We start from the raw sequence: 25,606 nt of genomic DNA on the forward strand, positions 1-25,606 counted from the left end.
GCGCGGGATGTTTTGAATCAGACAATCAAAGCGACTGTTCTCGGATGCGCCACCTCAACGGGCGTTCCGGTTGTGGGGTGCGACTGCGCCGTATGCGGCGGCGGCGCGCCGGAAAACAACCGCACCCGCAGTTCCATTCTTGTGGAAACCGGCGGGCTGAACATCCTCATAGACACATCAACCGATTTGAGGGCGCAGGCGCTGCGCTGCGGCCTGTCGCGCATAAGCGCGGTGCTTTTCACCCACTCCCACGCCGACCACACAAACGGCATAGACGATCTCAAGCCCTTCACCCGTTTCGGAAAAGACGCGATAGACTGTTACGCAAACCCCGACACCGCCGCGCGGCTGAGAAACAATTTCAACTACATATTCGGAGACGCAAAAGCGGCCGATGAGAGGCCCAACCTCCGGCTGAACGAGATAACGGGCGATTTTTCCCTTGGCGGTGTCCGGATCATCCCGCTGGATATCAGGCACGGCAAGTGGAACATTCTGGGCTACCGGATAGGGGGGCTCGCCTACATAACGGACTGCAACGGAATTCCGCCCGAATCCATGGAAAAACTGAGGGGCCTTGACCTCCTCATAATCAGCGCGCTCCGCTACAAGCCGCACCCGTCCCATTTCAACATTGAGGAAACATTAAACCGGATAGAATCCCTGTCGCCCCGGAGGGCGGCGCTGACGCACATGAGTTGCGACCTTGACTATTTTGAACTGAAAAAAACGCTTCCTGAAAATGTTGAGCCCGCAAGGGACGGAGCGGTTTTTGAAATTACGGGCGCGGAGGTGAAGACGGTTGCCTGATATGCGTTCCCTTGTGGAAAAACTTTCCGTTAAATCGGATTCCAAAATTGTGATGTGCGTTCTTGACGGCCTTGGCGGCCTGCCGGTAAAAGGGAAGACCGAACTTCAAAGCGCAAAGACTCCCAACCTTGACCGTCTGGCTCGCTCCGCTTCGTGCGGATTTCACCTGCCGGTCGCGCGGGGGATAACGCCCGGAAGCGGAGCCGCCCATCTGGGGCTTTTCGGCTACGACCCGCTTGAGTGCGGGATGGGAAGAGGCGTGGTGGAAGCGGCGGGGCTTGGAATTAAAATCGGGAAAAACGACCTTGTGGCAAGAGGCAACTTCGCCACCGCCGGGGAGCGGGGCGGCAAACTGATTGTAACCGACAGAAGGGCGGGAAGAATATCAACAAAAAGCGCCGCCGCTCTTGCGGAAAAACTGTCGGGCGGCATAAAGAAAGCGGGAAACGCGCGCGTCAGGATATACCCGGGGCTTGAGCACAGGTTTGTCGCGGTGTTCAGTTTTCCGCGCCCCGTGCCGGACGGAGGGGAAATCAAAGACACCGACCCCCAAAAGGAGGGGGCGGCCGTTGACCTGACTCCGAAAACCGCTTCAAGAAAACCCGCAACAGTGGCCGCCGCGCGCGCGGCGGGGATTTTCGGCGCAAAGGCGCGGGAAATACTAAAAGGGGAAAAAAAGGCAAACTGCGTTCTGCTCCGGGGATTCTCCACACCGCCGGACCTCAGCCCGTTCGGGAAAACCTACGGGCTGCGCGCCGCGTGCGTCGCCTCATATCCCATGTATCGCGGAGTTGCGGGCGGCATTTTAGGAATGGAAATAAAAGACCCGGAAGACGGCGGCATACAAAGTGCGGTTGAACGCGCCGCGAGTGTTGCGGGGGATTTTGATTTTGTTTACGCGCACATAAAATCCACGGACAGGCACGGCGAGGACGGCGACTTCAAAAAGAAGGCCGCCGCCATAGAGGAGTTTGACAAAATGCTGCCGCGCCTTCTTGCGGCAAAGCCCGATGTTCTGGTAATCACCGGAGACCACTCAACACCCGCGCTGATGTCATCCCACAGCTGGCATCCCGTTCCGCTGTTGATAAAATCGCGCTTCAGCATAGGCGGGACGCGCGGCTTTGATGAAATCCGCTGCCGGGACGGCGAACTCGGAATTGTGCGGTCGGTTGAGATAATGCCCCTCGCTCTCGCGCACGCCGGACGGCTTGCGAAATTTGGAGCCTGATGTCTTTGTGATATTATTGCGTTGCCCAGCCGAAGTGGCGGAATTGGCAGACGCGCTATCTTGAGGGGGTAGTGCCCTTGTGGCGTGGGGGTTCGAGTCCCCCCTTCGGCAAATCCGCAAAATTAATTTGTTGTTTCCTGAGGAGTCTCCGGTGTTTCCTGTTCCGGTGTTTGCGGAACATCTTCCGATGTTTCAGGCGAAACTTCCGACACTTCTTCTATCTCCTCCGCCGCCGGGTCAGGCAGTGTCGTGGCAAACTGTCTGAGCAGTTGGTCGGCTCTTTCCTTGTCGCCGTTTTTTCCGTAAGCGGTCGCAAGAATGGGCAAAACCCTCCTGCGGTGAGCCGGGCTTTCCACGAACAACTCCTCCAAATACCTTATGGCGTCAATCCATCTCTCCAGACGAAAACTGGAAAAACCCGCCATAAAAAGCGCCTCGCGCCTCAAAATTTTGTCCTGTGAATCTGAAAGAAACCCGCTCATGCGTTCAAGAGAGAGTTCATCCTCTTCTTTTGCAAAAAGTATAGCGCCCTCGTAATACTCGGCGGTCCGGGCGGTTTTTACGCCTTCAAACCGCTCTCTTACCTCACCGAGGATTTCCAGAGAGCCGTCCATGTCGCCGCTTTCATAAGCAAGAAGCGCGGCCTCCATTTGGCCGCCCGCCTCCATCAGGGTCTTCTCCCTCGCGCTTGAAAAAACCGCATAGGCGACAAACGCCGCCACCGGTATCAGGGCAAGCGCGGCAAGCAGAAGGCCGCTTGTGTTGCGAACTCTGTCAAGAAGGCTTTGCGGAGCGGCGGACGGGAGAGCGTCTGCGTCGCCGTTTGTGTTGTTGTCATTCATAGCGCGGCGGTTATCATACTTTTTGAAGGGATGAGAGGCAAGACATTGATTGCGTTTTTATGCGCGGCTCTGGCGTGGGCGATTCCCGCCGGTTCGGCGACTGACGGCGGATTGCCTGAAAAAATCGTGCTTTCAGTTCCTCTTGACGGAACGGTGAATCCGTTCTCGGCGGACTTCATACAAACCGCCATAGCGGCGGCGGAAGAGCAAAAAGCCGAAGCCGTCCTGCTGGTTATAGACACTCCGGGCGGGTTGCTCAACTCAACAAAGGAAATTGTCAAAAGCATTCTGAACTCTCCCGTGCCGGTGGTGGCTTACGTTTCCCCCGCCGGGGCCACGGCAACTTCTGCGGGGGCGTTCATATTTCTCGCCTCCCACATAGCGGCGATGGCTCCGGGCACAAGCGTGGGAGCAGCCCACCCGGTCGCCGGGTCGGGCAAGGAGGTGGAGGGCAAAGGCGGGGAGAAGGTTGTCAACTTCGCTTCCTCATACATAGAGAGCATAGCGCGCGAGCGGGGGCGCAACTCAAAGTGGGCTGTCAAGGCGGTAAAGGAAAGTTCATCGGTAACATGGAAATACGCGGTGAAAAACAACATAGCCGACTTTTCCGCGCCGGATGCGGCGGCTCTGCTTGAGATGATTGACGGAACAAAAGTCAGCATCGGGGAGAAGACGCGAAAACTGTCAACTTCAGGGGCGACAATCATCACTCACCGAATGACCGCGCGCCAGCGCATGGGCAACATTCTCGGCTCGCCCGACATTGCATACCTGCTTCTCTCCCTCGGCTCGCTGGGGATTTTGATGGAGATATACAACCCCGGAAGCATTTTCCCCGGCGTGGTGGGAATCATATCGCTTATGCTTGCCTTCGCCTCGCTTCAAGTGCTTCCTTTCAGTTATGCGGGGCTTGGGCTCATAGTGGTGGGGGCGGCTCTGATGATGGCCGAGTTTTTCGTAACCAGTTACGGGCTTCTCGCACTTGCGGGAACGGTGTCTTTAATCGCCGGGGGCGTTCTGCTTTTTGATCCGGCGCAGACGGGCGGCCTGAGCGTGAATTTCAGAACTCTCGCGGCGGTCGGCGGAACTTTTGCCGCTATTCTCGGCTTTGTGGTGGTGGCGGCGGCACGCTCGCCAAAAGTCCCCTACCTTGGAGAGACCGTTCCGGCGGGCGGAAGAGAGGGGGTTGTTGTTGACTGGCAACAGGGCGGGGGTATAGTGCAAGTGGGCGGCGAATACTGGAAGGCGGAAAGCGCGGGGCCTCCCTTGTCAAAGGGCGACCGTGTAAAGGTCAGCGGCAAGGCGGACGGGCTGAAGTTGAAAGTGGAGCGCAAAACTCAAAAGAGCGGAGGAAAACAATGAGCACACCTTTTTTACTTGCGGCGATAGGGGCTTTGCTCCTGTTTATGGGGGCAAAGATACTCAAAGAGTATGAGCGGGGGGTGGTTATGCGTCTTGGCCGCGTGGTCGGCATCAAGGGGCCGGGGTTTGTCTGGATAATCCCCTTCATAGATAAGATGACAAAGATAAGCCTTCGCGTAATCGCGATGGATGTTCCGCCTCAGGATGTCATCACCAAAGACAATGTTTCAGTGAAGGTGAACGCCGTTCTTTATTTCAGGGTCGTCAACCCGATAAACACCATAGTGAAGGTTGAGAATTACTATTACGCCACGTCCCAACTTGCGCAGACAACACTGCGGAGTGTGCTGGGGCAGGTTGAGTTGGATGAGTTGCTGACCGAAAGGGAGGAGCTCAATATGAAGTTGCAGGAGATTCTGGATTCTCAAACGGATGACTGGGGAATCAAGGTTACTCTTGTGGAGGTCAAGCATGTTGACCTGCCTCAGGAGATGCAGCGGGCGATGGCTCAGCAAGCCGAAGCGGAGAGGGAGAGAAGGGCGCGAATAATAAGCGCGGAGGGAGAGTTTCAGGCGTCGCAGAAAATATCCGAGGCGTCCGAGGTTCTTTCAAAAAATCCCGTGTCTCTTCAGTTGAGGTATTTGCAGGCAATGTCGGACATATCGGGCGAGCACAATTCAACCATCATTCTGCCGCTTCCGATTGACATACTGAAGCCGTTTGCGGAAAGAGCCGCGGGCGGCGCTCCGATTCAAAAAGCGGTGAGCGGGAAAGACCCTTTCAAAGCGCCGGAGTGATAGAGCAGTGTAAGACTGTTTCGCGTTGTTATGATTAAACATCTCAAGATGAGCAATGTGGGACCAGCTCCGGCTATGGAGTTGGAGTTTGGCGACAGACTGAACCTGCTCACGGGGGATAATGGATTAGGCAAGAGTTTTCTGCTGGATATAGCATGGTGGGCGATGACCCGCATATGGCCAGCGGAGTTAAACACGAATCTGACATCGGGCAGGGTGGCGTTGCCTACTGAGAAGAAACAGAAATCTGAAATCAGTTATTCCTTCTCCGCATTCTCTACGAACACAAAACCACATACCAGCACTTATGAACCGGAAATCCAAAGTTGGTCTGCTCCAAGTTGGCCTGCTCCAAAAGGGAGACCCCCAAACCCCGGATTGGTGTTTTATGCCTTGGCCGACGGTAGTTTTGCAGTTTGGGACCCCGCCAGAAATTACTGGACAGCACAAACCGGGAACGGAGAACGTCCGGTTGCTTATGTGTTCAGCCCCAAAGAGGTATGGGATGGATTGCAACGCAAAGACGGTTCTTGGCTTTGCAACGGACTGATTCGCGATTGGGCTGGCTGGCAAAAAGAAAAAGGACAAGCTTTCCAGTCCTTAAAGGATGTGCTGGAGGTTTTGTCACCGTCCACTGAGGAAAAGATTACTCCCGGCGAGTTGACACGCATCAGTTTGGATGATGTGCGAGACATGCCGACATTGAAAATGCCTTACGGTCAGGATGTCGCCGTAGTCCATGCGTCTGCGGGAATGCGCCGGATTATTTCTCTGGCTTACTTTCTGGTCTGGTGCTGGGAAGAACATGTCAAAGCCAAGAAATTGCAGGGAGATGAAGATGAACCGGAAAAAGGTGTGGTCTTTCTGGTTGATGAAGTTGAGGCACACCTCCATCCGAAATGGCAACGCATGGTAATCCCGTCCCTTCTAAAGGTTATGGAAACTCTAACAGAATCCGTCCCTGTGCAACTGATAGTAGCAACTCATTCACCCTTGGTTATGGCCTCGGTGGAAACGCTGTTTGACAACGAGAAGGATGCTTGGTTTGACCTTGACCTTAAAGACAATGAAGTCGTTCTAACCCCTCGGCCCTTTGTAAGGCAAGGTAATGTTGCTCATTGGCTGACAAGCGCAGCCTTTGATTTGGAGTCCGCTTACGGCTCTGATGAAATCAAAAAAGTACTGGAAGAAGCCTCCTTTGCTTTGAGCAATGAAAATTTCAGTAAAGAAGAAGCAAAAAAGTTAGATAAGCGCCTGAGAAAAGTCTTGTCAAGTACCGACCCCTTATGGGCACGGTGGCGTTTTGAGGGCGAAAAAAGAGGGTGGCTACGATGATTCATGTCAAGTTGCGACCGGAGCCTGATACATTCAATAGCAGGGTTAGGCAAAAAGGTCATGCTTGGATGAACAAACACCAGACTCTACCGCCCAGCAATAAATTCCCTCGCTACTGGAAAGATTGTCTGGATGATTTGCGTTCAAGTTATAAAGACCATTGCGCTTACCTCGCCGTACAGATTGAAGAAGTTGAAGGAGAATACCCTTCTGTGGATCACTTCTTAGCAAAATCGAGACGACCCGACCTTGCATACGAATGGAGCAACTATCGTCTTTCATGCTCAGAAATAAATAGTCTCAAAGGCAACTCTGATGATGTATTAGACCCGTTTGAAATAAAGAACAACTGTTTTCATCTTGATCTTGAATTTTTAATCGGGCATATCTACTCCAATAAGGCACTACCGCCTGACCAAAGAGAGGGGATTCAAGCGACTATAGATAAGCTCAGATTGAACAATGATAAATATCGGGAGATGAGGGAGCAACATTACCAAGATTGCCGTGAGGGACACTACGACAGCGATTACTTGAAACGCATATCTCCCTTTGTTTGGTCGGAGGCTAAACGGCAGGGGTTGCTGAAAGATAACGGCTAACCAACCACCCGTATTGGAGTTGAGAGGAAACAAACATGAAAACAGAAACCAAAGGCGGCAGGACCGCCCTGATAAGGGCTGCAAAAGAAGGCGATACCAATAAGATACGGAAATTGCTGAAAGCAGGGGCAAACATAGAAGCAAAGGATAATGAGGGTAGGACGGCTCTTATAATCGCAACAGAATATGAGCGCTCTCAAGCAATGGGGTTACTGTTGAAAGCAGGAGCGGATACAGAGGCAAGAGCAAAGAAGCGCAGACGGACATCTCTGATGATTGCGGCGGCAAGAAGCGGAACAGGTAGGGTGGCTGAACTACTGAAAGCAGGGGCAAACACAGAAGCAAAAGATAATGAGGGCAGGACGGCTCTTATAATCGCAACAGAATATGAGCGCTCTCAAGCAATGGGGTTACTGTTGAAAGCAGGAGCGGATACAGAGGCAAGAGCAAAGAAGCGCAGACGGACATCTCTGATGATTGCGGCGGCAAGAAGCGGAACAGGTAGGGTGGCTGAACTACTGAAAGCAGGGGCAAATACAGAAGCAAAGGATAATGAGGGTAAGACGGCTCTTATAATCGCAGCAGAAAACGGGCACTCTCAAACAACGGCGGAGCTACTGGAAGCGGGAGCAGACATAGAAGCAAAAGATAAATATGGCGGAACAGCCCTTATAGTAGCAGTAGGAAACGAACATCATAAAGTAACGGCGGAACTACTGAAAGCAGGAGCGGCAAAAGGTGAAAATGGCAGAAAACTTCACAAAGCAACAGCCCTTCGGGAAGCAAGAGACCTCTGGGAGAAAACAAGAAAAACCAATATAAGTAGCAAGACCACCCTAATAAAGGCTACCAAAAAGGCGATACCAACAAGATACGAGAATTGCTGAAAACAGGGGCAAACATAGAAGCAAAAGATAACCGAGGCAGGACGGCTCTTATAATCGCAACAGAATACGAGCACTCTCAAGCAATGGGGTTACTGTTGAAAGCGGGAGCAGATACAGAAGCAAGGAGAGAGATGCGTAGGTGGACACCTCTGATGATTGCGGCAAGATTTGAAACAAGTAATCTGGCGGAACTGCTGAAAGCAGGGGCAGACACAGAAGCAAAGGATAATGAGGGCAAGACAGCCCTTATAATCGCAGCAGAATACGGGTGCTCTCAAGCAACGGCGGAGTTACTGAAAGCGAAGGCAGACATAGAAGCAAAGGATACATATGGCAGAACAGCCCTTAGAGTAGCAACAGGAAAAAGACGCCATAAAGTAACGGCGCAACTGCTGAAGGCAGGGGCGAGAGTAGAGGAAGCGAAGGCAGGGGCAAAAGTAGGGGAAGCAAGAGAAACCAATATAAAAGTTCAGAGCCCGGATGCCCATAAAGTTTCTTTCTCCACAGAAGCGGAGTTAGAAAACTTTATTTGTTCGCATTGGTACCACACTATCTTTGGCAATGCTTTTGACATTTACAAAGACACGGAAGGGCGAAGCGGCAAGCAATACCCCACGGACCTGAGAGAGCGGATTGATATTCTTGCCATAAGCAATGACAAGGAAACTTTTCTTGTCATTGAACTGAAAGTGGGCAAAGCCCCCGATACCGTTGTCGCACAATGCCAGCGTTACATGGGCTTTGTCAAAGACAAAGTGGCAAAGAACGGCCAGAAAGTGCGGGGAGCCATAGTAGCCACAGAAAAAGACAAGAAGATGGAACGGGCTTTGTCAGAAGCATCTAATGTTGACTTCTACACCTACAAGGTTGACTATAAGGCCGTTCAAATGAGCAGAGTTGAGTGAGTTCCGCCGATTTGGAAAAACTCCCGCCACTGTTTATAATGCGCGCAAATACCGGATTTGCGGTGCCCGAAATGGTTTTCAGTCAGAACGAAATAGGGTCGGAACGACTGCTTTTTGAAGTGTCAAAAAGCGCCGGGTGGCTGACCAATATAGAAGAAATGGCGGACGGCAGCGGGGAAACAACCCTCGGCTCCCGCATTCTTTTCAGCGCGGGCGTTGAGAAGATCGGCGCACAACTGCATGTCTGCGGCGAAGTGTCGTTTGAGGTTGTGTCGCGCTGCTCAAGATGCCTCGGCTCTGCAAAAGAACGGGTGCGCAGCCCGATAGAGTCCTTTCTGCCCATGCCCGGCGGCGGAAACGTCATAGACATCTCGGACGATATGAGGGAACATGTGGCAATGGCAATGCCGCAGAGAGTGGTGTGCCGGAGCGAGTGCAAAGGACTTTGCGCCGGATGCGGGGCAAACTTGAATGAAGGTTTCTGCGATTGCGCAAGCGACCGGACTGACCCGCGCCTCGGCGCGCTGAAAGACGCCCGGACGGCCTGAAAGCGGCAAGGAGAAAAAACAATGGCGGTTCCAAAAAGAAAAACATCAACATCAAAATCAAGGAAGAGAAGAACGCACTACAAAGCGGCCGTGCCCGCCAGTTCCATGTGCCCCGAATGCAACGAGAAGATGCACCCCCACAGAGCCTGCCCCCACTGCGGCTACTACAAGGGGAAAACCTACATGAGAGAAACCGGAGAAGCGGAGGATGACGGGGACGAATGAAACCCCCGGCGCCGCGCGGACGGCCTGAAGAAAAGACCAGATGACATCGTTTGTTTTCCCCGGACAAGGTTCGCAAAGTGTCGGCATGGGAAAAGACCTGTGCGACAACTTTGCCGAGGCGCGCGCCGTCTTTGAAGAGGCGGGCGACGCCATATCAGGCGATATGAAAGCGCTGTGCTTTGACTCCGATGAGCAGACCCTCAGCCTGACCTTCAACGCCCAGCCCGCCATACTGACCGTGAGCATCGCGGCGCTTGCCGTGTTGCGGAGTGAAAAGGATATAAAGCCCGGCTTTGTGGCGGGACACAGCCTCGGAGAGTATTCCGCGCTTGTGTGCGCGGGCGCAATTGATTTTGCGGACGCGGTGCGGACGGTGAGGGAAAGAGGCCGGTTTATGCAGGAGACGGTTGCGGCGGGAGACGGAGCGATGGCCGCAATCATAGGGCTCGGAAGGGAAGAGGTCGGGAACATATGCAAAGAATGCTCCGAAGACGGCGGGGGCGTGTGGCCGGCAAACTACAACTCACCGGAACAGACAGTAATATCCGGAGTGGCGGGCGCGGTGGAAAGAACATCCGCAACCGCCCTTGAGCGCGGGGCGAAAAGGGCGATTCCCCTGAAAGTCAGCGCGCCGTTCCACTGCCCGCTTATGAAACCGGCGGCGGAAAAACTCGCCGGTTTTCTGGAAGGCGTCGCCATAGGAGATGTTGAAATTCCGGTTGTAACAAACCTTCACGCGAAAGAGAATTCAGACCCCGCAAAGGTGAAAGGGATTCTGCTTGACCAGATAACAAATCCGGTCAGGTGGACGGAATCGGTTTCACGAATGGCGGAGAAAGGGACGGACAGATTTATTGAAATAGGGCCCGGCAGGGCGCTGTGCGGACTCATAAGAAGAACGGCGGCGGGGGCGGAAACCCTCAATCTTGAAATGGCGGAACAGTTAAATAGGATTTAGCGCTATGCTGGAAAACAAAACGGCGCTTGTTACCGGAGGGTCAAGGGGGATAGGAAGACAGACCGCAACAGACCTTGCAACCGAGGGATGCCATGTGATAGTCAACTACCACTCAAGCCCGGATGCGGCAAACGAAACCCTTGAAGCAATTGAAAAAAGCGGGGGCAGCGGAGAGGTGTTGAAGTTTGATGTTTCAGACTACGGGGCAACGGAAAAAGCGCTCTCCCCGGTTGTGAACAAAAGGGGAATTGACATAGTGGTCAACAACGCCGGCATTACCAGAGACAAACTTTTTGTCAGAATGGCGGAGAAAGACTGGGACGCGGTTGTTGACACCAACCTCAAGGGCATATTCAACTGCACAAAAGCGGTTGTGAGAAGCATGCTTAAAAAGAGATACGGAAGGATAATAAACATCACTTCCGTTGTCGGGGAGATGGGCAATCCGGGGCAGATAAACTACTCCTCGGCAAAGGCCGGTATAATAGGGTTCACGCGGTCGGCGGCAAAGGAGTTCGCCTCGCGCGGGGTAACCGTGAACGCCGTCAGCCCGGGGTTTGTGGAGACCGACATAACCGCCCCCATACCGGAAGAGATGAAAAGCGCCTACCTTGAATCCATACCGCTTGGCAGATACGGAACAGTGGAAGACATCTCCGGAGCGGTCATCTTTCTGGCGTCCGAAAAGGCGTCATACATCACCGGAGAGGTCATAAGGGTAAACGGCGGTCTTTACATTTAGGCGGAAAAAGGGATATAACAGACAAAACCAAATCAGGAGGGTTAACAATGTCTCAAGAAAAAGAAACGGAAATGGCGGGCAAAATCAAAAGCATGATTGCCCAGCAATTCGGCAAATCAGCCGATGAAATTGAACTTGAAATGTCATTCATTGACGACCTCGGAGCCGACTCCCTTGACCTCGTGGAACTTGTAATGTCCATAGAGGATGAGTTCGGCATTGAGATTCTTGATGAAGATGTGGAGAAGATAGCCACCGTTCAGGACGCGATTGACTTCATCAGCAAGGAGAACTGAAGCGGATGGCTCGCAGGGTCGTTATCACCGGACTCGGTCTCATAACTCCTCTCGGTATAGGAAACAAAGAAACATGGGAAGGCGTCTGCTCCGGCAGGAGCGGCATCGGGCCTATAACCAGATTTGACGTTTCGGGGCATAAAACCCGCATAGCGGGCGAGTTGAAGGGTTTCAACGCCGGGGATTTCATGACCGAGAAAGAAGCCCGCAGGGATGACCCCTTTATCCATTACGCCGTTGCCGCCACCCGCCTTGCCCTTGAAGATTCGGGCATTGAGGTAACCGATGAACTCTCTCCGAGGCTGGGGGTTATTGTGGCGTCGGGCATCGGCGGGACGATAACCTACTGCGACATGGTGCGGACTCTTGACAAAAAGGGGCCCTCCAGAGTTTCGCCGTTTTTCATTCCCAATGTTGTAACAAACATGGCTGCGGGCTATATCTCCATAAAGTTCAACGCGCGCGGGCCCAACTGCAGCACCACAACCGCATGCGCGGCAAGCGGGCATTCGCTTTCGCTTGCGGCAATGCTGATAAAGAACGGCGATGCGGACGCGATGATAGCCGGCGGGAGCGAAGCCCCTCTGGTTTCCCTCACAGTGGCGGGCTTCAATGTGATCAAGGCGCTGTCCACCAGAAACGATGAGCCCGAAGCGGCCTCAAGGCCGTTTGATATGGACAGAGACGGCTTCATCCTCTCCGAGGGGGCGGGGATAGTAATCCTTGAAGAGTTTGAGCGGGCGAAAGCGCGCGGGGCGGATATATACGCCGAAGTGCTGGGAGCGGGAATGAGCGGAGACGCGCATCACATCACCGCGCCCTCCCTTGACGGCCCCGTCCGGTGCATGCGCATGGCTCTTGAAAACTCCGGCCTGAACCCCGAAGATATTGACTACATCAACGCCCACGGCACTTCAACAAAACTTAACGACGCCAATGAGACCGCCGCCGTCAAAGAGGTGTTCGGAGAAAGGGCGCACAAAATTCCGGTCAGTTCAACCAAGTCAATGACCGGGCACATGCTCGGAGCGGCCGGAACCGTTGAGGCGTGCCTGACCGCTCTGGCGATAAAGAACTCCGTCATACCGCCGACAATCAATCAGGGGACAAAAGACCCCGAATGCGACCTTGACTATGTGCCCAACGAAGCGCGGGGCGGAAAACTGAAAACCGCCATCTCAAACACCTACGGCTTTGGCGGCACAAACTCCGTAATAGCTCTGGGTCGTGTAGAATAAAACCCGCCAAAAAAAAAACCAGACGGAACAATGCAGGATAACTTTAATACTCTGACCGGAATTGAAGCGGGCGGTAAAAAATACTCGGTTTACTCCCTGAGCAAACTTGCCGGAGAACTCGGAAAGGACATGACGGCCCTCCCGTTCTCCATCAGGATACTTCTTGAAAACGCCCTCAGAAATATAGACGGCAAGACCGTTACCGCAGAGCATGTGCTCGCCCTTGCGGACTGGAAGGGCGGAAAGAGCGGGCGGGAAATCCCCTACAAACCCGCAAGGGTCATCCTTCAGGATTTCACGGGCGTTCCGTGCGTGGCGGACCTTGCGTCAATGCGCGCCGCCGTCCGTCAAATTCCCGGGGCGGACTATTCGCGCATAAATCCCGTTGTTCCCGTTGACCTCGTTATAGACCACTCCATACAGGTTGACCACTTCTCGGGAAAAGACTCTTTTTCAAAAAATGTTGAGATTGAATACAAGCGAAACAGCGAACGCTACAGGTTTCTAAAGTGGGCTCAAAACTCGTTTGACAACTTCAGAGTGGTGCCGCCCGGCACGGGCATAGTGCATCAGGTCAACCTTGAGTGTCTGGCAGATGTGGTCGTGTCATCGGAAGGAGTGGCGTATCCCGACACCCTTGTCGGCACGGATTCCCACACAACCATGATAAACGGCCTCGGCGTTTTAGGCTGGGGCGTGGGCGGAATAGAGGCAGAGGCGTGCATGTTGGGGCAACCGCTTTATATGGTGATGCCCGAAGTTGTGGGCTTCAAGATAAAGGGGCGCGCGGGCGAGGGGATAACCGCCACCGATGTTGTCCTCACGGTGACGGAGATGCTCAGGAAAAAGGGCGTGGTCGGCAAATTTGTGGAATTCTACGGAGACGGGCTGGACGGCCTTGCGCTTTCAGACAGGGCGACCATAGCGAACATGGCTCCGGAATACGGCGCAACCATGGGATTTTTCCCGGTGGATTCCGAAACCCTCCGCTATATAAGCGCAACCGGCAGGGGTGAAAAAACTGAACTCATTGAGAAATACTCCGAAGAGCAGGGGCTGTTCAGGCGCGCCGGGCATGAACCGGAATACACGGACACGCTTGAACTTGACCTTTCGGCGGTTGAACCCTCGGTTGCCGGGCCGGACAGACCTCAAGACAGGGTTCCCCTTGCAAACTTGAAACAGTCGTATGAAAAAAGTCTTGCTGAGAAAGCCGACGGCGGAACGGATGAAGCGGCGGTTGTAAACATGGGCGGAAGCAGCCATGAGATTGGCGACGGCTCAGTTGCCATAGCCGCCATCACAAGTTGCACCAACACATCAAACCCGTCCGTCATGGTGGCGGCCGGACTGCTCGCGCGCAAGGCGGTGGAGAAGGGCCTTTCAGTCCGCCCGTATGTGAAGACAAGCCTCGCTCCGGGTTCGCGCGTTGTTACGGATTACCTTTCCGGAGCGGGATTGCTTGAGCCTCTGGAGGCACTGGGTTTCAACCTTGTGGGATACGGCTGCACAACCTGCATCGGCAACAGCGGCCCGCTTCCAAAAGAGGTTGAGGAAGGCATCAGGAGCGCAAACCTGACTTGCGCGGCCGTGCTCAGCGGAAACAGAAACTTTCAGGGAAGAATCCACCCGCTGGTCAAATTCTCCTACCTTGCATCGCCCCCGCTTGTGGTTGCTTTCGCGCTTGCGGGAACTGTGGACACGGACATTCTCTCATCCCCCATAGGGCGGGGCGCGGACGGAGGGGATGTTTACCTGAAAGACATATGGCCGTCTCAGGACGAGATAAAAGAGACCGTTTCAAACGTCATCACCCCGGAGATGTTCAAGAGCCGGTATTCGGAGGTTTTTGAGGGAGACGAAATGTGGTCGGCGCTGCCCACGCCGCAAAGCCCCATATACGAGTGGGACGAGCAGTCCACCTATATTCAAAACCCGCCTTTCTTTGACAATTTTCTATCCGGCGGGGGAAGACCGTCCGGGTGCTCCGGCGCAAGGGCTCTCGCCGTTCTGGGAGATTCCGTAACGACAGACCACATCTCGCCCGCCGGGGTTATACAGCCGGACGGGCCCGCGGGCAAATACCTGATATCAAAAGGCGTGGATGTCAAAGACTTCAACAGTTTCGGCTCCCGGCGCGGAAACCACGAGGTGATGATGAGGGGGACGTTTGCCAACATACGGATAAGAAACCTTATGGTTCCGCAAACCGAAGGCGGCGTGACCGTTCACGCGCCTTCGGGCGAGACTATGCCCATTTATGACGCCGCGATGAGGTATATGGAAGAGGAAACTCCGTTGCTCATCATAGCGGGCAAAGAATACGGAACGGGAAGCTCGCGGGACTGGGCGGCCAAGGGAACCGCTCTGCTGGGGGTCAAATACGTAATAGCCGAGAGTTACGAGAGGATTCACCGCAGCAATCTGGTGGGCATGGGCGTCCTGCCGCTACAGTTCAGAGAGGGGGAAAACGCCAAGACCATAGGGCTTACGGGTTTTGAAACCTTCTCCGTCCAAGCCCCGGACGGAGGGCTTGCGCCCGGAGCGGAGATGGAGATTACAGCGACGGGCGGCGGGGAAGAGAAAAGGTTCAAGGCAATCTGCCGTCTGGACAGCCCGGTTGAAGTGGGATATTATAAAAACAGCGGTATTCTCCAAACTGTTCTGAAGCAGATGGTTGAATGATATTTTGCTTGCAGAGCGGGTATTTATTTGTTACAGTGGGTATTCTTAGGTAATTGTAGTTGGTGATGTGGAGAAGAAATAAAGGAGTTGGAGACCGTTTTGACCCGTTGTCGGGCGGGGAGTCTCCCGGACATAGAAGCAGGAATAAAGGGAACGGAGGCCATTTTGACCCGTTTCCAAGGCGGTGGTGGGCTGATGAAAAACAGCAACCGAAGACGGTGTTTTTCAGATACCTTGCCGTGATTGCAGCGTGTCTCGGCGGTGGCATTGCCTTGTTTTTCTTGGTCGGAAGTAGCGAAACAAAGAACAGCCTTACCGACAAGGCATTCATCCGGAGTGCCAACAACAGGGACATAGAAAAGGCCATCAAGAACGGCGCGGATGTCAACGGAAGAAACAGAGACGGCTATTCTCCGCTTATGTTGGCTGCAATTGTGAGGACGGATTTGCGCGCGTTTGAGTCCCTCGTGAAAAACGGCGCGGACATCAACGGAAGAAACAAGAGCGGTATGACCCCCCTCATGGTGGCGGCGCGCCACAACTCAAATCCGGAGATTCTTCGCTTTCTCATAGACAAGGGCGCAAGAGTGAATGCCTTGACGCCCGACAGGGAAACGCCCCTTATGTTTGCGGCGTGGGAAAACACCGAGCAAGTTGTCAAAACCCTCATAGAACAGGGCGCGAATGTAAGAGCGGTTGATTCAGTAGGCGAAACTGCCCTGATGAAAGCCTCATGGAACAATGAAAGGAAGGAGGTCATAGTCACCCTTGTAGAGGCGGGGGCGGATGTCAATGCAACCGGGCTTGACGGCAGAACATCTCTAATCAAAGCCGCATGGAACAACAAGAATCCCGAAGTGGTGATAGAACTCATCAAGAACGGAGCAAACACAAACAAGACGGACAAAAACGGTAAGAAGCCCATAGAACTTCTTCTGGAAAACGAACACCTGAAAGACACAAAAGCCTACTGGGAACTCAAGCAACTTGACTATTGAAGAGACCCGGTCGTTTGACAACAAAATCTGACAAATTATTATCTTGTGCTGTCTTAAAGAGACAGGTTTCTTAAACCCGTTGAAATGACAAGGAGAAAAAAAGCCATGCCCGAAGGAAAGCAGATAACCATCAAAGAGGGAAAACTTCAGGTTCCGGACAATCCGGTAATCCCCTTCATAGAGGGAGACGGAACCGGGCCCGACATCTGGAGGTCGTCCCAACATGTGTTTGACTCCGCCGTGGAGAAAGCATACGGCGGAAAAAGAAAAATTGACTGGCTTGAGGTTCTCGCCGGTGAGAAGGCGTTTAACGAAACCGGAAACTGGCTTCCGGAGGAAACTCTTGAAGGATTCAGAAAATATCTGGTGGGCATCAAAGGCCCGCTGACAACCCCCATCGGGGGAGGCATAAGAAGCCTCAACGTCGCCCTCAGGCAGATACTTGACCTGTATGTCTGCCTGCGCCCCGTAAAGTGGTATGAGGGTGTCCCCAGTCCGGTAAAACGCCCTCAGGATGTTGACATGGTTATCTTCCGCGAGAACTCCGAAGATATCTATGCGGGAATTGAATGGAAGTCCGGAACGCCGGAGGCGAAGAAGATAATCAAATACCTCCGCGAAGAAATGAAGGTGGAGAAGATTCGCTTTCCGAAAACTTCGGGAATAGGCATCAAGCCGGTCTCTCAGGAGGGAACTTCGCGTCTGGTAAGGGCGGCAATCCGCTACGCTTTGGAGCACAACCGCCGGAGTGTCTGTTTTGTCCACAAGGGCAACATAATGAAATTCACCGAGGGAGCATTCAAAGACTGGGGCTTTGAAGTGGCGACCTCCGAGTTCAGAGACCGGACCGTAACCGAGAGAGAAAGCTGGATTCTTGACAACAAGGACAGAGACTCCGGGATAAGCGTGGAAGACAACGCGAAGAAGATAGACCCCGGATACGACATGATGACAGACTCCCAGAAGGCCGAGTTGCTGGGCGAGGTTGAGGAGGTCGTCAAATCAATTTACCCCTCGCACGGAAACGGGAAGTACCGCGAGAAACTTCTGGTTAAAGACGCCATTGCGGACATAACGCTCCAGCAGGTTCTCACCCGCGCCAAAGAGTTTGACGTGATAGCGACCATGAACCTTAACGGCGACTATCTTTCCGATGCGCTCGCCGCTCAGGTGGGCGGAATAGGAATCGCTCCCGGCGCAAACATAAACTATGAAACCGGGCACGGCATCTTTGAGGCAACACACGGAACCGCGCCGAAATATGCCGGTCAGGACAAAGTGAATCCGAGTTCTGTAATTCTCTCCGGAGTAATGATGTTCCGCCACATGGGATGGAACGAGGCCGCGGACCTGATTGAGAACGGCATGGCAACGGCAATCGGAAACAAAACCGTAACCTACGATTTTGAACGCCTCATGGACGGCGCGACCCTTCTCAAATGCAGCGAGTTCGGCGCCGCCATAGTTGACAACATGGGCTGAAGAAACCCTGCGGTGCAATGGCAAGAGCAAAAGTATCCATCATAGGCGGCGGCAATGTGGGGGCGACCGCCGCCCTGCGCGTCGCCGAGATGGAGATCGGCGATGTGGTGATAGTTGACATTGTTGAGGGCATGCCTCAGGGCAAGGCGCTTGACCTGCGGCAGATGTGCGCCGTGCTCGGTCTCAATGCTGAAGTTGCCGGAAGCAATGAATATGAGGAGACGGCGGGTTCCGATGTTGTAATCATCACCTCCGGCATTCCCCGGAAACCCGGAATGAGCAGGGACGACCTGCTCGCCACAAATACAAAAATAGTTCAGGATGTCGCGGGACGCGCCGCAAAACTGTCACCGGATGCGGTGTTGATACTGGTAACCAACCCCCTTGACGCAATGGTTTACGCCGCTTACAAAACAAGCGGATTTCCGAAGGAGCGGGTCATCGGAATGGCGGGTGTTCTTGACTCCGCGCGCTTCAAGGCGTTCATTGCCTCGGAACTTAATGTTTCGGTTGAAAACATAGACGCCTTTGTTCTCGGCGGACACGGAGACGACATGGTGCCGCTTGCCCGCTACACGACGGTTTCCGGCATACCCCTCACGGACATTTTGCCGCAAGACAGAATAGACGCGCTTGTGGAGCGGACGCGCAAGGGCGGGGCGGAAATAGTCGGGCTTTTGAAAACCGGAAGCGCTTTCTACGCGCCCGGAGCGGCGGCGGCGCAGATGGCCGAGGCAATAATAAAGGACAAAAAACAGATACTGCCGTGTTGTGTTCTCGCCGAAGGCGTTTACGGCATTGACGGCATCTTTACGGGGCTTCCCGTAAAATTGGGGGCCGGGGGAGCGGAAGAGATAGTTGAGATAGAACTCACTGCGCGCGAAGCGGAAGAGTTGCGCCTGTCATCCTCAAGGGTGAAGGAGTTGTGCGACAAAATAGACGCGCTTTGATTGGAAAATTGCCGTCAGTTGCGAAAAAGATTCTCAATGCCCTTACCGGAATCGGCCTTGTGCTTTTTCTGGTGGTTCATCTCCTCGGCAACCTGACGCTCTTCAGTTCCGACCCCGGCCCCTTCAACTCCTACGCGAAAACGCTTCATGACCTCGGATGGCTTCTCACGGCAATTGAGATAGCGTTGCTGTTGCTGTTCGCGGCGCACATAGCGAGTTCAATCATCATTACAAGGGCCAACAGAAAAGCGCGCAACGAGGGATACGCCGCGCAGGCAAAAGGCAGGGCATCCGCAACAAAGCCCGTAGCGTCAAGAAATATGATTTACAGCGGAATTATTCTCGGCGCGTTCGTAGTGTGGCACGTTATATCTTTCCGCTTCGGCCCCGGAATAGCCGAGGGCTATGTGACCGAGATTAACGGGGTGGCCTCAAGAGACCTTTATGCGGTGGTGTACGAATTCTTTGAAAATCCGCTGAACGTTCTTCTTTACACCGCCGTGATGATTTTCCTCGGGCTTCACCTGCGCCACGGATACTGGAGCGCCTTTCAGTCTCTGGGCGCCATAAAGAAAAAATACATGCCGCTTGCAACTGCGGCGGGCTATATGGTCGCGGTCATTCTGTCCGCCGGATTTCTGTTGATACCGTTGTGGATATACTTTGCGGGGCGCGGAGGGTAAAAGGAATTGTCTCTTGACGCAAAGATTCCCGAGGGCGGGCTTGGAGAGAAATGGACTAAATACAAGTCCGGCGTTCCTCTGGTCAACCCGGCAAACAAGCGCGGCCTCGGTGTCATCGTGGTGGGCAGCGGGCTCGCGGGAGCGTCCGCGTCCGCATCCCTTGCTGAACTCGGATACAAAGTAACAACAATCTGCATACAGGACTCTCCGCGCAGGGCGCACAGCATCGCCGCGCAGGGAGGAATCAATGCGGCAAAGAACTACCAGAATGACGGCGACAGTGTGTGGCGTCTTTTCTACGACACCATAAAGGGCGGAGATTACAGGGCGCGCGAGGCAAATGTTTACCGGCTTGCGGAGATAAGCGCCGGGATTATAGACCAGTGCGTGGCGCAGGGCGTTCCGTTTGCGAGGGATTACGGCGGCATGCTTGAGAACCGCTCTTTCGGCGGCGCTCAGGTGTCAAGAACATTTTACGCCCGCGGGCAGACCGGGCAGCAGCTTCTCATCGGCGCTTACGGCGCGCTTATGAGGCAGGCGGAAAAGGGGGGGGTAACCATATTCCCGATGAGGGAGATGCTTGATCTGGTCGTAGTGGACGGCAAAGCGCGGGGGGTTGTCTGCAGAAATCTTGAAAACGGAGACATAGAGAGGTTTGCCGCCGAAGCGGTCGTGCTTGCGACCGGCGGATACGGAAACATTTACTATCTTTCCACCAACGGCAGAAACTCAAACGCGACCGCCGCGTGGCGCTGCCACAAAAAGGGCGCGCTGTTTGCCAATCCGTGCTTCACACAGATACACCCGACATGCATACCGGTTTCGGGAGACCATCAGTCAAAACTGACGCTTATGAGCGAGAGCCTTAGAAATGACGGCAGGGTGTGGGTTCCCAAAAACAAGGGAGACTCACGGCGGCCGGGCGACATACCCGAAGGTGAGAGAGACTACTACCTTGAGAGACGCTATCCCGCCTACGGCAATCTGGTGCCGAGGGATGTGGCGTCAAGGGCGGCAAAGGCAATCTGCGACGAGGGCGGGGGGGTCGGCGAAACGGGCCTTGCGGTTTATCTGGATTTTGCTTCCGCCATAGAAAGAATGGGCGGGGACGCCATCAGGGAAAAATACGGAAACCTGTTTGACATTTACCGGAAGATAACGGACGAAAATCCCTACGAAGTTCCGATGAAGATATATCCGGCCGTTCATTACTGCATGGGCGGGCTGTGGGTTGACTACGGCCTAATGAGCAGTATTCCGGGGCTTTTTGTTCTTGGAGAGGCAAACTTCTCAGACCACGGGGCGAACCGCCTCGGCGCGAGCGCGCTTATGCAGGGGCTTGCGGACGGCTATTTCGTTATTCCCTACACAATAGGGGAATACTTTGCCACGACCGGGCTTAAGCCCGTAGGCACGGACGCGCCGGAGTTTGGCCGCAGCGCCGGGGAGATTGAGGAGAGCACGCGCAAACTGCTTTCCGCAAAGGGCGGCAGAACCGTTCTTGAGTTCCACCGCGACCTTGGAAAAATCATGTGGGACTGCGTGGGAATGTCCAGAAGCAAAGAGGGGCTCGCCCGCGCCCTTGAGGAAATTCCCAGACTGCGGGAGGAGTTCCACGAAAATGTGAGAGTTCCGGACGGAGCGGACATGATAAACAAAAACCTTGAGATGGCGGGCAGAGTGGCGGACTTTCTTGAACTCGGCGAACTGATGGCAAAAGACGCGCTGAACAGGGAGGAATCATGCGGCGGGCATTTCAGGGAGGAGTATCAGACGGAAGACGGCGAAGCGCTGAGGGATGATAAAAACTATTCTTATGTGGCGGCGTGGAGGCACAATCCTGACGGGTCGGCGGAACTTGAGAAAGAGGATTTGGAGTTTGAGTTTGTGAACCCGTCAACGAGGAGTTACAAGTAGGAGCGGATTTTTTGAAAACCCGTCGGGATAATATAGGTTTTCCCGGACACCGGCCATGGCTGAAAACTCAAAAACGATGAATCTGACACTTATGGTGTGGCGGCAGAAAGACGCCCGCTCCGGGGGTGGCATGGAAAAATACGAGGCGGCGGGAGTGTCGCCCGATATGTCTTTTCTGGAGATGCTGGATGTGGTCAACGAGGGATTGATAAAAGACAACAAAGACCCCATCGCCTTTGACAGCGACTGCCGTGAAGGCATTTGCGGAACTTGCGGTTTCACCATCAACGGGGAGGCGCACGGCCCCGAACCCGGAACAACCGTCTGCCAGTTGCACATGAGGCATTTCAAGGACGGGGACACGATATTTATTGAGCCGTTTCGCGCCCGCGCCTTTCCGGTTCAAAAAGACCTGATGGTTGACAGGAGCGCGTTTGACAGAATTATCCGCGCGGGCGGCTACATCTCCGTGAACACCGGAAGCGCGCCGAACGCAAATGACATTCCGGTCGCAAAAACGGTGGCGGACGAGGCAATGGATTCCGCCGAGTGCATAGGTTGCGGCGCGTGCGTGGCTGCCTGTCCCAACGCTTCCGCCTCGCTGTTTACCTCGGCAAAAATATCACATCTGGGCATTCTGCCCCAGGGCGCGCCGGAGGCGGCGGGCAGGGTGATGAGGATGGTGGACCGGATGGACGCCGAAGGTTTCGGCAACTGCTCAAACCACGCCGAGTGTGAAGCGGTATGCCCCAAAGGCATATCGGTCTCCAACATAGCGACAATGAGAAGAGAGTGGATAAAATCCGCCGTCAAATAAATTAAAGGGAGAGGGAAAAATGAACCTTCACGAATACCAGTCAAAACAGTTGCTTGCGCAATACGGAGTGCCCGCGCCTCCGGGAAAGGTGGCGCAAACGGCCGCGGAGGCGCGCAAACATGCGGCGGACTTCGGCTTTGACAAGTTTGTTGTCAAGGCGCAGGTGCTTGCCGGAGGCAGGGGCAAAGCCGGCGGGATCAAGATAGCGCAAACCCCCGAAGAGGTTGAAGAGATAACATCTTCAATGCTCGGCATGTCTCTTGTAACCCACCAGACGGGGCCCGAAGGAAAGGTTGTGAACAAGGTTCTCATAGAAGAGCCCGCGGACATAAAGCAGGAGTTTTATCTCGCCGTAGTGTCAGATCGCTCAAGCGAGCGCGATGTGGTGATGGCAAGTTCCGAGGGCGGAGTTGAAATTGAGGAAGTGGCAAAGGAAAGCCCGGAGAAAATCGTCAAGGAATATGTGGACTCTTCAGTCGGTATACAGCCGTTCCAGTGCAGACGCATTGCCTACGCCCTGGGTCTTGAGGGGAAAACGGTAAACAAAGCGGTCGGTTTTATAACGGCGCTTTACAGACTGTATAAGGAAAACGACTGCTCAATAGCGGAGATCAACCCCCTCATACTGACCGCCGGGGGCGACCTGCTTGCGCTTGACTGCAAAATCAATCTTGATGACAACGCGCTGTTCAGACACAAATCCCTTGAGGAGATGCGCGACACCAGCGATGAAAACCCCGTTGATGTGGAAGCGAGAGAGCACGGGCTCAGTTTTGTAAAGATGGACGGCAACATAGGCTGCCTTGTCAACGGGGCAGGCCTTGCAATGGCAACGATGGACATCATCAAATACCACGGCGGAGAGCCCGCAAACTTTCTGGACGTGGGCGGCGGCGCGAGCGCGGAGCAGGTTACCAGAGCGTTCAAGATGATATTGAGCGACAAGAGCGTCAAGGCGATTCTGGTCAACATTTTCGGCGGCATAATGAAATGCGACACCATAGCGGAGGGCATAATCACCGCCGCAAAAGAGACCGGCATAACAGTTCCGCTTGTCGTGCGGCTTGAGGGAACCAATGTTGAACTCGGAAGAAAGATGCTTGCCGAGTCCGGTCTGGACATCAGAACCGGCGCGGACATGAAGGAAGCCACACAAAAGGTTGTGGAAGCCATTTCTTAAACCGCGCTGACACAGTGGACCGGCGCGGACGGGCGGAATGTCCGTGTCAGTCCGTATCCGTCCGTGTGTGTCCGTGCCGGAGCAGACCTTCCTTCTTGACATCGCCCCCGCCGTGCTTATCTTGAGTTTCGGGAGATAAAACAAGTGAAGGAACTGGCTCTGAGTTCAAATATTGCGGTGTTCATGAGGGAAGCGTTGCGCCACCCTCTGCTCAGCAGGGAAGAAGAGTTTGCCCTTGCCGTAAAGCATCGGGAAACGGGCGACATAGAGGCCGCTCACACGCTTGTAACCTCAAATTTGAGGTTTGTGGTGGGAATCGCCCGCCGGTATGAAAGATACGGGGCGCCTCTCGCAGACCTGATTCAGGAGGGCTCAATAGGCCTTATGAAAGCCGTCAAAAAGTTTGACCCGCATCGCGGCTACCGGCTTCTGTCTTACGCCGTCTGGTGGATAAGAGCCTACATACACGAACACATCATGCGCTTCTGGAGTAGTGTCAGAATAGGCGGCAGCCGCGCCGAGAGAAAACTTTTTCAAAAGATGGCGGGGGCAAAAAGAGCGATTGAAGCCCGCGGCGGAGAGGACGGCGCGGGCAACCTTTCGGAGATGCTCGGAGTCAGCCCCGAAGACATATCCGCCATGGAAATGAGAATGTCCGCGAGAGACTTCTCGCTTGACAGCGCAGTGCGGGAAGACAGCCCGCGCTCCGCTTCACACCTCTCGGCGCTTGCCGACGGCGGGCCGTCTCAGGAAACCTCTCTTGAAATGGAGCAGAGCGGGGAGATACGAAAAAAGACACTCGCCCGCGCGATGGAATGCCTGAGCGGACGCGAAAGGGAAATTGTCCGCGACCGTTTCCTGTCGGAGAAGCCCTCAACACTTGAGGGTCTGGGAGCAAGGTTCGGCGTGTCAGCGGAAAGGATAAGACAGATAGAGAAAAGGGCAATCTCTAAATTGAAAAAATCGCCCGAAGTCGCGCTTGCGAAAAAACTCACCTGAAAACGGAGGATTTAATGGCAAAAATAATTGGAATAGACCTTGGAACAACCAATTCCGTCGTCTCGGTCGTTGAAGGCGGAGAGGCAAAAGTTATAGTCAACGAGGAAGGGGAGCGCACAACCCCCTCGGTTGTCGCGTTCACCGAAGAGGACGGCGTCCTTGTGGGGGCCGCCGCCAAAAGGCAGGCGGTTGTCAACCCGGAAAACACCATTTATTCATCCAAACGCCTTATGGGAAGGCGGCTGGAAGAGGTAGAAGACCTTGTGGGCAAACTCCCTTACGCGGTGGTCTCCGCGCCCAAGGGCGGAGACGCATGGATAGAGGCGGGAGGCAAAAAGCACTCGCCCCCGCAAATTGCGGCCCATGTGCTTATGAAACTCAAAAAAGCGGCGGAGAGCTACACCGGCTCGGAAATCACCGAAGCCGTGATAACCGTTCCCGCCTATTTTAATGACAGCCAACGGCAGGCGACAAAAGACGCGGGCAAAATTGCTGGGCTCAAAGTTGAGAGAATAATCAACGAGCCGACCGCCGCCGCGCTCGCCTACGGGCTTGACAATCAGGGCGACCGGAAAATAGTGGTTTACGACCTCGGCGGGGGGACATTTGACGTGTCCGTCCTTGAGATAAGCGAAAAGTTTATAGAGGTCAAGGCGACCAACGGAGACACCTCCCTCGGCGGAGACGACTTTGACCGCCACATCATCGCCTACATAACGGAGGAATTCAAAAAAGACAGCGACATAGACCTCTCCGGCGACAAGATGGCAATACAGCGGCTCAGGGAGGCGGCTGAAAAGGCAAAAATTGAACTCTCAAGCAAACTTGAGACGGAGGTCAATCTCCCGTTCATCACGGCGGACTCTTCCGGAGCCAAGCATCTGGTTATGAAGATTACAAGGTCAAAACTGGAGCAACTGGTGGAGCCGATGATAAAGGGATCTCTTGAACCGTGCAAAAAAGCCCTTGAAGACTCCGGTTTCAAAGCCTCGGACATATCGGAAGTTCTTCTGGTCGGCGGCTCAACAAGGATGCCTCTTGTGCAGAAAACCGTTACTGAATTTTTCGGCAAAGAACCCCACAAGGGCATAAATCCCGACGAGGTTGTGGCGATGGG

The 25,606-nt window shown here is 54.1% G+C and carries 25 protein-coding genes and 1 tRNA gene; 25 read left to right on the forward strand and 1 reads right to left on the reverse strand.

The genetic code is table 11. The annotated features are described in order from the left end of the window. Positions 1-12: 12 nt before the first annotated feature. From OXF42_04075 to OXF42_04085, 3 genes are all read left to right on the forward strand, one after another. Positions 13-810 (forward strand): MBL fold metallo-hydrolase, encoded by a 798-nt coding sequence (locus tag OXF42_04075; GenBank protein ID MCY4047271.1) that lies wholly within the window; start codon positions 13-15, stop codon positions 808-810. Between the two features lies 1 nt (position 811). Beyond that, positions 812-2,041: a 2,3-bisphosphoglycerate-independent phosphoglycerate mutase gene (locus tag OXF42_04080; protein ID MCY4047272.1), complete on the forward strand. Its 1,230-nt coding sequence runs from the start codon at positions 812-814 to the stop codon at positions 2,039-2,041. Between the two features lie 28 nt (positions 2,042-2,069). Then, positions 2,070-2,152, forward strand: a tRNA-Leu gene (locus OXF42_04085). A gap of 11 nt (positions 2,153-2,163) precedes the next feature. Here OXF42_04085 and OXF42_04090 read toward each other — a convergent pair. Then, on the reverse strand, positions 2,164-2,883 hold the full coding sequence (locus tag OXF42_04090) for a hypothetical protein (protein ID MCY4047273.1): 720 nt from the start codon (positions 2,881-2,883) through the stop codon (positions 2,164-2,166). A 45-nt stretch (positions 2,884-2,928) separates the two neighbouring features. Here OXF42_04090 and OXF42_04095 point away from each other — a divergent pair, with 45 nt between their 5' ends. The 22 genes from OXF42_04095 to OXF42_04200 form a co-directional block, all read left to right on the forward strand. Continuing rightward, positions 2,929-4,245, forward strand: a complete 1,317-nt coding sequence (locus tag OXF42_04095; protein MCY4047274.1) for a nodulation protein NfeD — start codon at positions 2,929-2,931, stop codon at positions 4,243-4,245. Continuing rightward, positions 4,242-5,042 (forward strand): slipin family protein, encoded by an 801-nt coding sequence (locus OXF42_04100; GenBank protein ID MCY4047275.1) that lies wholly within the window; start codon positions 4,242-4,244, stop codon positions 5,040-5,042. Before OXF42_04095 ends, OXF42_04100 begins: the two co-directional genes overlap by 4 nt. A 30-nt stretch (positions 5,043-5,072) precedes the next feature. Further along, entirely contained in the window at positions 5,073-6,377 is a 1,305-nt protein-coding gene (locus OXF42_04105; protein MCY4047276.1) for an AAA family ATPase, read from the forward strand. Further along, positions 6,374-6,979: a hypothetical protein gene (locus OXF42_04110; protein MCY4047277.1), complete on the forward strand. Its 606-nt coding sequence runs from the start codon at positions 6,374-6,376 to the stop codon at positions 6,977-6,979. The genes OXF42_04105 and OXF42_04110 overlap by 4 nt, the downstream gene beginning before the upstream one ends. A gap of 35 nt (positions 6,980-7,014) precedes the next feature. After that, positions 7,015-7,866, forward strand: coding sequence for an ankyrin repeat domain-containing protein (locus OXF42_04115; GenBank protein MCY4047278.1), 852 nt, complete (start codon positions 7,015-7,017; stop codon positions 7,864-7,866). Then, positions 7,860-8,771 (forward strand): endonuclease NucS, encoded by a 912-nt coding sequence (locus OXF42_04120; GenBank protein MCY4047279.1) that lies wholly within the window; start codon positions 7,860-7,862, stop codon positions 8,769-8,771. Before OXF42_04115 ends, OXF42_04120 begins: the two co-directional genes overlap by 7 nt. 38 nt (positions 8,772-8,809) lie before the next feature. Further along, the gene (locus OXF42_04125; GenBank protein MCY4047280.1) at positions 8,810-9,319 is read left to right on the forward strand and encodes a DUF177 domain-containing protein; all 510 of its coding nucleotides are present in this window, start codon (positions 8,810-8,812) and stop codon (positions 9,317-9,319) included. A gap of 21 nt (positions 9,320-9,340) precedes the next feature. After that, positions 9,341-9,544 (forward strand): 50S ribosomal protein L32, encoded by a 204-nt coding sequence (gene rpmF, locus OXF42_04130; GenBank protein ID MCY4047281.1) that lies wholly within the window; start codon positions 9,341-9,343, stop codon positions 9,542-9,544. Between the two features lie 40 nt (positions 9,545-9,584). Then, the gene (gene fabD / locus OXF42_04135; protein ID MCY4047282.1) at positions 9,585-10,502 is read left to right on the forward strand and encodes an ACP S-malonyltransferase; all 918 of its coding nucleotides are present in this window, start codon (positions 9,585-9,587) and stop codon (positions 10,500-10,502) included. Positions 10,503-10,506: 4 nt separating this feature from the next. Continuing rightward, positions 10,507-11,244, forward strand: coding sequence for a 3-oxoacyl-[acyl-carrier-protein] reductase (gene fabG / locus OXF42_04140; protein ID MCY4047283.1), 738 nt, complete (start codon positions 10,507-10,509; stop codon positions 11,242-11,244). Positions 11,245-11,291: 47 nt separating this feature from the next. Beyond that, entirely contained in the window at positions 11,292-11,540 is a 249-nt protein-coding gene (gene acpP, locus OXF42_04145; protein ID MCY4047284.1) for an acyl carrier protein, read from the forward strand. A gap of 5 nt (positions 11,541-11,545) precedes the next feature. Further along, positions 11,546-12,778 carry a beta-ketoacyl-ACP synthase II gene (gene fabF / locus OXF42_04150; protein MCY4047285.1) on the forward strand — a complete coding sequence of 411 codons (1,233 nt, stop codon included), beginning with the start codon at positions 11,546-11,548 and terminating at the stop codon, positions 12,776-12,778. A gap of 30 nt (positions 12,779-12,808) precedes the next feature. Continuing rightward, entirely contained in the window at positions 12,809-15,463 is a 2,655-nt protein-coding gene (acnA, locus tag OXF42_04155) for an aconitate hydratase AcnA (protein ID MCY4047286.1), read from the forward strand. A 65-nt stretch (positions 15,464-15,528) separates the two neighbouring features. Then, complete coding sequence (locus OXF42_04160; GenBank protein MCY4047287.1) at positions 15,529-16,461, forward strand: ankyrin repeat domain-containing protein; 933 nt, start codon at positions 15,529-15,531, stop codon at positions 16,459-16,461. Between the two features lie 105 nt (positions 16,462-16,566). Beyond that, entirely contained in the window at positions 16,567-17,943 is a 1,377-nt protein-coding gene (gene icd / locus OXF42_04165; GenBank protein MCY4047288.1) for an NADP-dependent isocitrate dehydrogenase, read from the forward strand. Between the two features lie 17 nt (positions 17,944-17,960). Further along, a complete protein-coding gene (gene mdh, locus OXF42_04170) occupies positions 17,961-18,893 on the forward strand; it encodes a malate dehydrogenase (protein ID MCY4047289.1) in 933 nt (310 codons plus the stop codon). Positions 18,894-18,901: 8 nt separating this feature from the next. Next, positions 18,902-19,576, forward strand: coding sequence for a succinate dehydrogenase cytochrome b subunit (locus tag OXF42_04175; GenBank protein ID MCY4047290.1), 675 nt, complete (start codon positions 18,902-18,904; stop codon positions 19,574-19,576). 6 nt (positions 19,577-19,582) lie between these two features. Then, a complete protein-coding gene (locus OXF42_04180; GenBank protein MCY4047291.1) occupies positions 19,583-21,493 on the forward strand; it encodes a fumarate reductase/succinate dehydrogenase flavoprotein subunit in 1,911 nt (636 codons plus the stop codon). 55 nt (positions 21,494-21,548) lie between these two features. Beyond that, complete coding sequence (locus tag OXF42_04185; GenBank protein ID MCY4047292.1) at positions 21,549-22,310, forward strand: succinate dehydrogenase/fumarate reductase iron-sulfur subunit; 762 nt, start codon at positions 21,549-21,551, stop codon at positions 22,308-22,310. 19 nt (positions 22,311-22,329) lie between these two features. Continuing rightward, on the forward strand, positions 22,330-23,490 hold the full coding sequence (sucC, locus tag OXF42_04190; GenBank protein ID MCY4047293.1) for an ADP-forming succinate--CoA ligase subunit beta: 1,161 nt from the start codon (positions 22,330-22,332) through the stop codon (positions 23,488-23,490). Positions 23,491-23,634: 144 nt separating this feature from the next. After that, positions 23,635-24,489 (forward strand): RNA polymerase factor sigma-32, encoded by an 855-nt coding sequence (locus tag OXF42_04195; GenBank protein MCY4047294.1) that lies wholly within the window; start codon positions 23,635-23,637, stop codon positions 24,487-24,489. Positions 24,490-24,503: 14 nt separating this feature from the next. Next, the coding region (locus tag OXF42_04200; GenBank protein MCY4047295.1) for an Hsp70 family protein at positions 24,504-25,606 on the forward strand (1,103 nt) is incomplete at its 3' end.

The organism is Candidatus Dadabacteria bacterium (genome assembly GCA_026708565.1).
GTDB lineage: Bacteria > Desulfobacterota_D > UBA1144 > Nemesobacterales > Mycalebacteriaceae > Mycalebacterium.

What these genes read in the sequence shown, in the direction of transcription:
- OXF42_04080 (MCY4047272.1), top strand. Translation starts at nt 812, where the DNA reads ATGCGTTCCCTTGTGGAAAAACTTTCCGTTAAATCGGATTCCAAAATT.
- OXF42_04090 (MCY4047273.1), bottom strand. Translation starts at nt 2,883, where the DNA reads ATGAATGACAACAACACAAACGGCGACGCAGACGCTCTCCCGTCCGCC.
- OXF42_04100 (MCY4047275.1), top strand. Translation starts at nt 4,242, where the DNA reads ATGAGCACACCTTTTTTACTTGCGGCGATAGGGGCTTTGCTCCTGTTT.
- OXF42_04105 (MCY4047276.1), top strand. Translation starts at nt 5,073, where the DNA reads ATGATTAAACATCTCAAGATGAGCAATGTGGGACCAGCTCCGGCTATG.
- OXF42_04110 (MCY4047277.1), top strand. Translation starts at nt 6,374, where the DNA reads ATGATTCATGTCAAGTTGCGACCGGAGCCTGATACATTCAATAGCAGG.
- OXF42_04115 (MCY4047278.1), top strand. Translation starts at nt 7,015, where the DNA reads ATGAAAACAGAAACCAAAGGCGGCAGGACCGCCCTGATAAGGGCTGCA.
- OXF42_04125 (MCY4047280.1), top strand. Translation starts at nt 8,810, where the DNA reads ATGCGCGCAAATACCGGATTTGCGGTGCCCGAAATGGTTTTCAGTCAG.
- rpmF (MCY4047281.1), top strand. Translation starts at nt 9,341, where the DNA reads ATGGCGGTTCCAAAAAGAAAAACATCAACATCAAAATCAAGGAAGAGA.
- fabD (MCY4047282.1), top strand. Translation starts at nt 9,585, where the DNA reads ATGACATCGTTTGTTTTCCCCGGACAAGGTTCGCAAAGTGTCGGCATG.
- fabG (MCY4047283.1), top strand. Translation starts at nt 10,507, where the DNA reads ATGCTGGAAAACAAAACGGCGCTTGTTACCGGAGGGTCAAGGGGGATA.
- acpP (MCY4047284.1), top strand. Translation starts at nt 11,292, where the DNA reads ATGTCTCAAGAAAAAGAAACGGAAATGGCGGGCAAAATCAAAAGCATG.
- fabF (MCY4047285.1), top strand. Translation starts at nt 11,546, where the DNA reads ATGGCTCGCAGGGTCGTTATCACCGGACTCGGTCTCATAACTCCTCTC.
- acnA (MCY4047286.1), top strand. Translation starts at nt 12,809, where the DNA reads ATGCAGGATAACTTTAATACTCTGACCGGAATTGAAGCGGGCGGTAAA.
- OXF42_04160 (MCY4047287.1), top strand. Translation starts at nt 15,529, where the DNA reads ATGTGGAGAAGAAATAAAGGAGTTGGAGACCGTTTTGACCCGTTGTCG.
- icd (MCY4047288.1), top strand. Translation starts at nt 16,567, where the DNA reads ATGCCCGAAGGAAAGCAGATAACCATCAAAGAGGGAAAACTTCAGGTT.
- mdh (MCY4047289.1), top strand. Translation starts at nt 17,961, where the DNA reads ATGGCAAGAGCAAAAGTATCCATCATAGGCGGCGGCAATGTGGGGGCG.
- OXF42_04185 (MCY4047292.1), top strand. Translation starts at nt 21,549, where the DNA reads ATGGCTGAAAACTCAAAAACGATGAATCTGACACTTATGGTGTGGCGG.
- sucC (MCY4047293.1), top strand. Translation starts at nt 22,330, where the DNA reads ATGAACCTTCACGAATACCAGTCAAAACAGTTGCTTGCGCAATACGGA.